The organism is Paraburkholderia haematera, from assembly GCF_905220975.1.
Taxonomy (GTDB): domain Bacteria; phylum Pseudomonadota; class Gammaproteobacteria; order Burkholderiales; family Burkholderiaceae; genus Paraburkholderia; species Paraburkholderia haematera.
Window position 1 is genome coordinate 171,951 of record NZ_CAJNBK010000012.1, and the last position, 9,204, is coordinate 181,154.

The 9,204-nt window shown below is 61.6% G+C and carries 8 protein-coding genes; all 8 read left to right on the forward strand.

The window, feature by feature from the left end; all coding sequences use genetic code 11:
* The first annotated feature begins 150 nt into the window (after nucleotides 1–150).
* The gene (locus KHO23_RS21310; protein WP_211613226.1) at nucleotides 151–723 is read left to right on the forward strand and encodes a TetR/AcrR family transcriptional regulator; all 573 of its coding nucleotides are present in this window, start codon (nucleotides 151–153) and stop codon (nucleotides 721–723) included.
* Between the two features lie 55 nt (nucleotides 724–778).
* On the forward strand, nucleotides 779–1,654 hold the full coding sequence (locus KHO23_RS21315; protein WP_211613214.1) for an SDR family NAD(P)-dependent oxidoreductase: 876 nt from the start codon (nucleotides 779–781) through the stop codon (nucleotides 1,652–1,654).
* A 104-nt stretch (nucleotides 1,655–1,758) separates the two neighbouring features.
* Complete coding sequence (locus tag KHO23_RS35450; RefSeq protein WP_268963902.1) at nucleotides 1,759–1,884, forward strand: hypothetical protein; 126 nt, start codon at nucleotides 1,759–1,761, stop codon at nucleotides 1,882–1,884.
* A 59-nt stretch (nucleotides 1,885–1,943) separates the two neighbouring features.
* On the forward strand, nucleotides 1,944–2,645 hold the full coding sequence (locus KHO23_RS21320) for an NAD(P)H-binding protein (protein WP_211613215.1): 702 nt from the start codon (nucleotides 1,944–1,946) through the stop codon (nucleotides 2,643–2,645).
* 296 nt (nucleotides 2,646–2,941) lie between these two features.
* Nucleotides 2,942–4,453: a sensor domain-containing diguanylate cyclase gene (locus KHO23_RS21325; protein ID WP_211613216.1), complete on the forward strand. Its 1,512-nt coding sequence runs from the start codon at nucleotides 2,942–2,944 to the stop codon at nucleotides 4,451–4,453.
* A gap of 193 nt (nucleotides 4,454–4,646) precedes the next feature.
* A complete protein-coding gene (locus KHO23_RS21330; protein WP_211613217.1) occupies nucleotides 4,647–5,261 on the forward strand; it encodes a DUF2239 family protein in 615 nt (204 codons plus the stop codon).
* A 430-nt stretch (nucleotides 5,262–5,691) separates the two neighbouring features.
* Nucleotides 5,692–7,257, forward strand: coding sequence for a methyl-accepting chemotaxis protein (locus KHO23_RS21335; protein WP_211613218.1), 1,566 nt, complete (start codon nucleotides 5,692–5,694; stop codon nucleotides 7,255–7,257).
* A 317-nt stretch (nucleotides 7,258–7,574) separates the two neighbouring features.
* A complete protein-coding gene (locus KHO23_RS21340; RefSeq protein ID WP_211613219.1) occupies nucleotides 7,575–8,882 on the forward strand; it encodes a solute carrier family 23 protein in 1,308 nt (435 codons plus the stop codon).
* The last annotated feature ends 322 nt before the right edge of the window (nucleotides 8,883–9,204 follow it).

Here is a 9,204-nt window from a genome sequence, read left to right on the forward strand (position 1 = left end):
TTTGTATTTCATTTTCGTGCTGTGGTGAGCAAATGACTGCCTGGCGAGCGTCAAGCAACAAAAAATGGCTTGAACAAACGAATGCTCATGGCTATGATTGAGCAATCACTCATTTATTGTTTGTCGTCGAAGCAAACCACCTATCCACGTATGGCCCGTCCGAAAAGCGAAGACAAACGCAACGCCATCCTTGCCGCTGCCGCCGAGGTCATTGCCGAGCAGGGCCTGGGCGCGCCCACCGCGCGCATCGCGAAACTCGCGGGCGTGGCTGAAGGAACGTTGTTCACTTACTTCGAGAACAAGGACGAGTTGCTGAACCAGCTCTACCTGGATATCAAGGCGGAACTGCGCGAAGTGATGATGACGACTTACCCGAAGCAAGCCAGCGTGCGCGATCGTGTGCAACACGTGTGGAACAAGTTCGTCGACTGGGGCGTGGCGCAGCCGCAAAAACGCCGGGCAATGGCGCAACTGTCCGTGTCGGAGCGGCTGACTGACTGCTCGCGCGCAATGGGCATGGAGTCCTTTGCGGACATCAACACAATGATTCAGGCAAGCGTGGCGAGCGGCGCATTGCGTGATCATCCGCCGGCTTTTCTGTCGGCGATCATGGCGGCACTGGCCGAAACCACCATGGATTTCATCGCTCGCGAACCGGCCAGCGCCGACCGCTATCGCAAGGCCGGCTTTGAAGCGTTCTGGCACGCGATTGCCCAGAACTAAATTTTTTATCTGATTAATGAGCGCTTACTTGCTCATTTAACTTAAGGAGCGCACGATGTCGAAGGTCTGGTTGGTAACGGGAAGTGCCCGCGGGCTTGGGCGCGAAATTGTCGAAGCCGCGTTGCGCGCCGGTGAGCGTGTCGTCGCCACCGCGCGCGATCCGCGGCAGTTGGCAGATCTGCTGGCACGCCATGGCGAGCAGGTTCGGGCGGTTGCACTGGACGTCACGGATCCGGAGGCGGCACGCAACGCGGTGCAGGCGGCTGTCGATGCATTCGGCCGGCTCGATGTGGTTGTCAACAATGCGGGCTTCGGTCACCTGGCACCGTTCGAGCAAACTACCGAGGACGATTTCCGCGCGCAGATCGACACCAACTTCTATGGTGTCGTTAACGTCACGCGTGCGGCGCTGCCGGTGCTGCGGAAGCAACGATCGGGTCATGTGATCCAGATTTCGTCGGTCGGCGGTCGTGTGGGGATTGCGGGGTTGAGTGCGTATCAAGCTGCCAAATGGGCGGTTGGCGGGTTCACCGAGGTGCTCAGCCAGGAACTCGCGCCGTTCGGCGTCCATGTGAGCGCGCTTGAGCCCGGCGGTATGAAAACAGAGTGGGGCACGGAGGCGCGCGGCGCGATGCCGGCGTTGCTGCCGGACTATGTGCCTTCGGTGGGCGCCGTGGTGGACATGCTCTCGCAGCACATTGGCCATGAGACCAGCGATCCCGCGAAGGTTGCGCAAGTCGTCCTGAAGCTTGCCTATCACGATGCACTGCCGGCGCATCTCTTGCTCGGCAGTGACGCATTGCATTACGCAGGAGAAGGCGACAAGGCGCGCGCTGCGAGCGCCGAAGTCTGGCGAACGGTCAGTACCGCGACCGATTTCGCCGCGTCGGCGACGTTGCCGGCGTTTCCCCTCGCATCGGCGAATGCCTGAACACTGAGCCGGCAACTCAGTTCAGGGTAACCTGAGGACGAACGGCATGACAGACGGGACCACGGCGGACATTCCGCGTCAGACCGGCCGCCTCGCGATCCTTCGTGGTTGAGACCGGCGCAATCGGCGGCCTCGGTTTCGAGACGGCGCTTGCGCTGGCCAGTGCGAGCGCTGACGCCTTGCCGACCGGGCACCAGGCTCAGGTCAAAGCGGTCGCCGCCCGCTTGTAGGACCTATCCGAAGGACTAACCAACGCGCGCTCGCCAGGCGCGCTCATGGAGCACACATCATGAAGGTTCTGATTTTCGGCGCGACCGGCATGGTCGGGCAGGGCGTATTGCGCGAATGCCTGCGCGCGCCCGATGTCGAGGTGGTTCAGACGGTTGGCCGCACCCGCACCGGTCAGCTGGATCCGCGCCTTGTCGAACTGATTCAGCCGGACCTGATGGACTACCGGGCGGTCGAGGCTTCGTTGACCGGTTTCGATGCGTGCTTTTTCTGTTTGGGTGTGTCGTCCGCAGGTATGCAGGAGGCCGACTACGCGCGCCTTACCTATGACCTGACGCTGGCCGCTGCGCGCACGCTCGCCGGTCTCAATCCGCACATGACTTTCGTCTATGTGTCCGGTGCGGGTACCGACAGCACCGAAACCGGCCGCAGCATGTGGGCGCGGGTCAAGGGCAAAACCGAGAACGCGCTGCAGCGGCTGCCGTTCAAAGGTGTCTACCTGTTTCGTCCCGGCGTGATTGAACCGCTGAACGGCGCGCGTTCCAAGACACGCTCCTACCGGCTTTTCTATACGGCGGCCCGGTTTCTCCTGCCGATGCTGCGCGCGCTTTTCCCCAACCACATCCTGAGTACCGAGGACATCGGGCAGGCGATGCTGGCGGTCGCACGCCATGGCGCCCCGAAAGCGGTGCTCGAGGTCGCCGACATCCGTGCGCTCAGCCGCGCCGCATCCGAGCCGGCGCTCGATCTGCACGCCAGCTGAGCAACGCGATCGATGTGACGTCTGCGCGCCACCCCGCCTCCTGCTGGGCAAACGTGTGCGAGCGTAAAACTCAGGCACACAATCTAACGCCCGTGCTGTTTCTGAGGCAGGACGCCGCGCCGGCGGCTCGGGGTACCCAATTGTTAAATTTTTTCGCCTAATCCGCTCAAAACCTGTCCATTCCGCCGTTTGACGCGCCTCCGCCTCTGGTAGGCTACGGTTTCGCAGGGCGCGCCTTCCGGACGCGGCCAATTACTTCACGCGCGTAGGTCCGCGCATGCTCGAACGAACAGCTCATGGTCACGCGTCGACCGAACATCGTGATTGCTATCAGTATCGTGCTGGCCAGCGCGATACTTGCGATTGCGGTGTGGGTTCTGGCGCAGATGCGCGATGACGCGCTGCGGCGCGCGCAGGATTCCGTCTTCAACGTCTCGCTGCTGGTCGAACGCGACGTGTCGCGCAATCTCGAGATCTACGATCTGTCGCTGCGGGCCGTCATGGACGGCCTCAAACAACCCGGCGTGCTGGACTTGCCGCCGGCAATCCGCCAGATGGTGCTGTTCGACGGCTCCGCCAGCGCCAAAGACATGGGCTCGATTTTCGTCATCGACCCAGCCGGCAACGTCATCTTCGATTCGCAGTCCACGCCTGCGCGTCGAATCAATCTGGCCGAGCGCGACTACTTCCAGGTTCAGCGCGACTCGCCCAATGTCGGCCTGTACGTTAGCCATCCATTCATGCCCAAGGTGACCGGCAAGGACGTGAGCATTGCGTTGAGCCGCCGCATCACCCGGCCGGACGGCAGCTTCGGCGGCGTGGTGGTCGGCACCATGCGTCTCACTTACTTCAGGCGCCTTTTCGCCGGCATGAATCTCGGCGCGGGCGGGTCGATGGCGCTTATGCTAAGCGACGGCACGATGCTGATGCGGCGCCCCTACGATCCGAAAATCATCGGCCGAAGCCTGACCGGCACCGCGAACTACTCACGCTTCCTGCTGCAGCCGAGCGGAGATTTCTTTGGCACGGCAGCGATCGACGGTGTCGAGCGCTGGTACGCGTTCCGCCATATCGATATGTATCCGCTGATACTCGACGTGGCGCTTTCTACGCGCGATATCTATGTGGAATGGCGGCATCGCGCGTGGATTATCGGCGTGCTGATCGCGGCGCTCGACCTGGCGATCATTGCGCTTGCCATCCTGTTCTCGCAGCAACTGCGGCAGCGCCGCGCGGCCGAAGAAGAGTTGCGCGTGCTGGCAAGTACCGATGGACTGACCGGCTTGAGCAATCGCCGCACCTTCGAGGAACATGCGGAGGAGGAGTGGCGTCGCGCGAAACGCAACGGGTGGCCGTTGTCGATGCTGCTGATCGACGTCGACACGTTCAAGGGCTTCAACGACCTATACGGCCACTCGGCCGGCGACGATGCGCTCATTGCCGTGGCACGCTGCATCGGGCAGAGCGTGCGTCGCCCGGGCGATACCGCGGCGCGCTACGGCGGCGAGGAATTCGCGGTGCTGCTGCCCGATACTGACGAAGCCGGGGCGGCGTGTATCGCCGAGAAAATCCGCGCCGCAGTTCAGGCGCTCGAGCTTCGCCATGTTTCGAGCTCGCACCATGTGCTGACCATTAGCATCGGCATTGCGTGCACCAGCAACCAGGTATTCGCGACGAGCCGCGCACTCGTCAACGCCGCGGACGAGGCACTCTACGAGGCCAAGGACGCCGGCCGCAACCGCGTGCTGTGCTATCCGGTGGCGGCGCGGGCGGATCGGAGGAGCGACGCCGTGTCGCCGGCTCAGTGAGGCGGGAGCGCTTCACGTTTCATTGGTGCGCCGGTGTGCTAGTCCGCGGAGCGCATCGGGTTCGAGCAGCAGACTGGCGCTGATAGATGCGTGACGTATCGCGCGTGGTCTCGATAAATTTTACCCGGGTAATTTATTGCCTTTATTTTATACCCGGGTATAATTCGACAAATTCATCTTTCCGGAGTTTGTCATGACCCCCCATCCTGCTACCTGCACCGCCTTCGAGGGGCACCGCCGCATTGCCTCGGGCCCCTTGGCCGACGTGGCGCTCGTTGTACGAGAAGTGCTGGCGCGCGGCGAACAGGCACCTGTGCTGATTTTCGACAACATCACGAGCTACCCGGTCGAGTTTGATTTGCGCGGCACGCCTGAAGAGGTTCTCGCGCGGCTGGCAAGCCAGGTACCCGGCGAACAGGCCGCACCGATAGCTGACGCTGAGGAAGACGACACTCCGCGTGGCCGTGGCCGGCCCAAGCTCGGTGTGGTGGCAAGAGAGGTCACGCTTCTGCCGCGCCATTGGGATTGGCTCAACGCGCAATCGGGGGGCGCTTCGGTAGCGTTGCGAAAACTGGTTGAGGCGGCGCGGCTTGCAGGCGAGGACAAGGACCGCAAACGCGCAGCGCAAGAAGCGGTGTATCGCTTCATGACCGCGCTCGCCGGCAATCTGCCTGACTATGAAGATGCAACGCGCGCGCTGTACGCCGACGACCGCGCGCGTTTTGACGGCATCGTCGCGGAATGGCCAGAGGACGTGCGTAACCACGCACTCCATCTCGCCGCAGATGCTTTCGCCAGGCATCCATAAATTCGAACGCGCATCGACGAGGGCGCGGACAACGAAGCCTATCGACAAAAAAGACGAAAAAAGACGAAAAAAAACCGCTCACGCCGGGGAAGCGTGAGCGGAAAGTCGGAGAGTTACAACAACATCACATGCGCTCATGGGGACGAACGCAGCAAACAAAGTCTAAAAGCTGAGCTCGTCCCCAACTATCAGACAAATCCCAATCACCGCGCCGACGTGCAAGGCGCATGAACTTGGCAATCCGGCCCCGTGCGCCTAGCATTGCTTACATTATCCTGTCCCGGTTATGCCCGCCATTTATCGCATCAAGTCTCCGTTATGGCCGCCGTAAAAGAGGTGGGAGCGTCGCCACGTATCTGAAAAAGCGCGAAGTGTTTCGCCATGGCGCAGCGGCGCGAGCCTCCCCTCAGGACTTATGAAGGATGGTGAGATGAAGTGGTTCGACCGCATGACCGTATTCAGGAAGCTGCTGCTGGCGTTTGCCGTTGTGATTGGGTTCTGCGTCGTGATCGGCGGGACTTCGCTGAAGACGTTGTCGTCGATGCATGAGATTACCGACGTCATTTGCGACCAGCACATGAACGGCCTCTACTGGATGGAAGAGGCGAACCGTCACAAGATCGATTCCGATCTTGCTGCCGCGAATCTCGGCTACGCAGCCGACGACGCCGGCCGTCAAAAGTTGAAGGACAGCATCGTCGCATCGCTCAAGCAGATGCACGGTGCCTACGACCAGTATCGCGCGACCATCGCGACAGCCAAGGGTCAGGAGATGTTCGACGCCGTGCTGCGCAAGTCGGCCGTGTGGGAGGGCATCGTGCACCAGCAGATCGGCCTCGAACCGATTCCCGCCGGCGTCGACAACAACGAACTGGTGCGCCGCGCGATTGCGTCGAGCGAAGCGCTGCGCGATCGCATCACGGCGCTGATCGACTATCGCCGTCAACAGGCCAACGAAGCCCAGCAGGAAGCGAGCGCCGACTATCAGCACATGCGCATCGTGATGCTCGCGCTGGTGCTGAGCGCAATCGCCGCGGGCATGTTGCTCGCGATGGTGATCGCACGACGCCTCGCGCGTCAGCTCGGCGGCGAACCGGATTACGCCATGCACATCGCCAACCGCATTGCCGATGGCGACTTGAGCGTGCGCGTCGAGACCCGTGCGGGCGATAGCAGCAGCATGCTGTTCGCGCTGCGCAACATGCGTGAGCGGCTCGCGGGCATCGTGTCGGGTATCAGCGAGTCGAGCGAATCGATCCTGATGGCCTCGGGCGAGATCGCGCAGGGCAACACCGATCTGTCGCAACGCACCGAAGAGCAGGCGGCCGCGTTGCAGGAAACCGCGTCGAGCATGCAGGAATTGACCTCGACGGTGAAGATGAATGCCGAGAACGCCCAGCAGGCGGGCGGTGTCGCGCATGGCGCGTCGGAAGTGGCGGCGCGCGGCAGCGGCCTGGTCGGCGATGTGGTCGAAACGATGCGTGAGCTGGCAGCGGGTTCGAAGCGCATGACCGACATCATTGCCGTGATCGAAGGGATTGCGTTCCAGACCAACATTCTCGCGTTGAACGCCGCGGTGGAAGCCGCACGCGCCGGTGAACAAGGTCGCGGCTTCGCGGTGGTGGCGGGGGAAGTGCGTTCACTGGCCCAGCGCAGCGCGGTGTCGGCCAAGGAGATCAAGGAGCTGATCGAAAGTTCGACGGCGCGCGTGGGCAGTGGTGCTGAGCTGGCCGAGCGGGCCGGCCAGACGATGGCGGAAGTCACGCATGCGGTGAAACGCGTGACCGACATCATGGGTGAGATTTCGTCGGCGTCGCGGGAACAGAGCACCGGTATTGAGGAAGTGAACCGCGCGGTCGCGCAGATGGATGACGTGACCCAGCAGAACGCGGCGCTGGTCGAGCAGGCGGCGGCCGCGGCGGCGTCGATGGCGGATCAGGCGAGGCAACTGCAAGCGGCTGTCACGGTGTTCTCGCTGGACGCGCGGCACGGTTGATCGAGTCGGTGAACACAAGGGGCGCTGCTGACTGCGCAGGTCATCGTTAGGGCGTTACTGGTTGCGCCGGTAGTGGATCCGGGGTGTGCTGGTCGCGCTGATGATGCCCGGGGGCATAGCTGTTCGCGTCGGTGATAGATCAGGGCGGTGCCCGGCTACATTCGTGATATTTGGCGGCGCAGCGTGCGTAGCGCTTTTTGCGCGAATTTCGCCACCCTTGCCAGGCCTGGTGGCTCTCCGTACACTCGCGCGTAATTCACAGACGGCGCAGTGACCGGCGCCGCCCACCATAACGCCGACAGAGGAGAACCCCCGCCATGGCCGATTCCTACTTCCCACGCTGGCGCGCCCAGCCGAACGCTGCCGAGGGCCGCATTGTCGGCACTGACGAGCGGCTCGCCTGGCCGCAGATGATTGCGATGGGCGTTCAGCACGTTGTCGCGATGTTCGGTTCGACCGTGCTTGCGCCGTTGCTGATGGGCTTCGATCCGAACCTGTGCATCTTCATGTCGGGGATCGGCACGCTGTTGTTCTTCATTCTGGTCGGGGGGCGTGTACCGAGCTATCTCGGCTCGAGTTTTGCGTTCATCGGTCTGGTGATCGCGGTGACGGGGTATGGCGGCCACGGTCCGAATATGAATATTCCGGTGGCGTTGGGCGGGATCATTGCGTGCGGGGCGGTGTACGCGATCATTGGCCTCATCGTATCGGCCGTTGGTACAAAATGGATTGAAACGCTGATGCCGCCTGTGGTGACCGGGGCGATCGTCTGCGTGATCGGGCTGAATCTTGCGCCGATCGCGGTGCATGGCGTGAGCGGCAGCAACTTCGACTCGTGGATGGCGCTGGTGACGGTGTTGTGCGTTGGCGCGGTCGCCGTGTTTGCGCACGGTATGCTGCAGCGATTGCTGATTCTCGTCGGTTTGCTGATGGCATACGTGATTTATGCAATCGTCACAAATGGTCTCGGCATGGGTAAGCCGATCGACTTTGCGATTGTGGGTAATGCTGCGTGGTTCGGCATGCCGCACTTCACCGCACCGGTTTTCAACATGCAGGCCATGGCTTTGCTCGCACCGATTGCGGTGATTCTTGTTGCAGAAAATCTTGGGCATATCAAGGCAGTGAGCGCGATGACCGGTCAGAACCTGGACCGTTACGTTGGCCGTGCATTTCTCGGTGATGGACTCGCGACGATGTTGTCGGGCTTTGCTGGCGGCACCGGGGTGACGACATATGCCGAGAATATCGGCGTGATGGCGGTGACCAAGATTTATTCGACGCTGGTGTTTGTGATTGCTGCGCTGATTGCGCTTGTGCTTGGTTTTTCGCCGAAGTTTGGGGCGGTGATTCAGACCATTCCCGGGCCCGTGCTGGGCGGTGTGTCGATTGTTGTGTTTGGGTTGATTGCCGTGACTGGTGCGCGGATTTGGGTCGTGAATAAGGTGGATTTTTCTGACAACCGGAATTTGATTGTTGCGGCTGTGACGCTGGTGCTTGGGGCTGGGGATTTTTCTTTGAAGCTCGGTGGATTTGGGCTTGGCGGGATTGGGACTGCTACCTTTGGGGCGATTGTTTTGTATGCTCTTTTGAGGAGGAGGGGTGGGCAGGGGCCTGTGGCATGAGGTGAGGGTTTTTGCCTTTGGCGGTTTTTTTGTTTGCCTGTGGCGTTGGCCTTTCCTTGTGTTCTTAGTGGTTTATTAGCGTCGCCCCTGTGCGGGGCAGGCACCTACTTTTCTTTGCCTGCCGCAAAGAAAAGCAACCGTATTGGAAGTCAAGCGGCGAACAGGTGCTCAAGGTAGCAAGTGTCAGAGGCAGGGAGCATTTTGCGCGCACGAGTCGTCCTCGCGACCGGCACGATTGAGCAACCTGCACGAGGATTGGCATGGAGGGCGCGAGTGCCTGGGTTAGCGCACCACAGGCGGCTCAACCATGCTGGAAGTCAGT

Excerpts from the sequence above, each read along its gene's own strand:
- KHO23_RS21325 (WP_211613216.1), top strand. The coding sequence starts at position 2,942 with ATGGTCACGCGTCGACCGAACATCGTGATTGCTATCAGTATCGTGCTG.
- KHO23_RS21340 (WP_211613219.1), top strand. The coding sequence starts at position 7,575 with ATGGCCGATTCCTACTTCCCACGCTGGCGCGCCCAGCCGAACGCTGCC.
- KHO23_RS21320 (WP_211613215.1), top strand. The coding sequence starts at position 1,944 with ATGAAGGTTCTGATTTTCGGCGCGACCGGCATGGTCGGGCAGGGCGTA.
- KHO23_RS21335 (WP_211613218.1), top strand. The coding sequence starts at position 5,692 with ATGAAGTGGTTCGACCGCATGACCGTATTCAGGAAGCTGCTGCTGGCG.
- KHO23_RS21310 (WP_211613226.1), top strand. The coding sequence starts at position 151 with ATGGCCCGTCCGAAAAGCGAAGACAAACGCAACGCCATCCTTGCCGCT.
- KHO23_RS21315 (WP_211613214.1), top strand. The coding sequence starts at position 779 with ATGTCGAAGGTCTGGTTGGTAACGGGAAGTGCCCGCGGGCTTGGGCGC.
- KHO23_RS21330 (WP_211613217.1), top strand. The coding sequence starts at position 4,647 with ATGACCCCCCATCCTGCTACCTGCACCGCCTTCGAGGGGCACCGCCGC.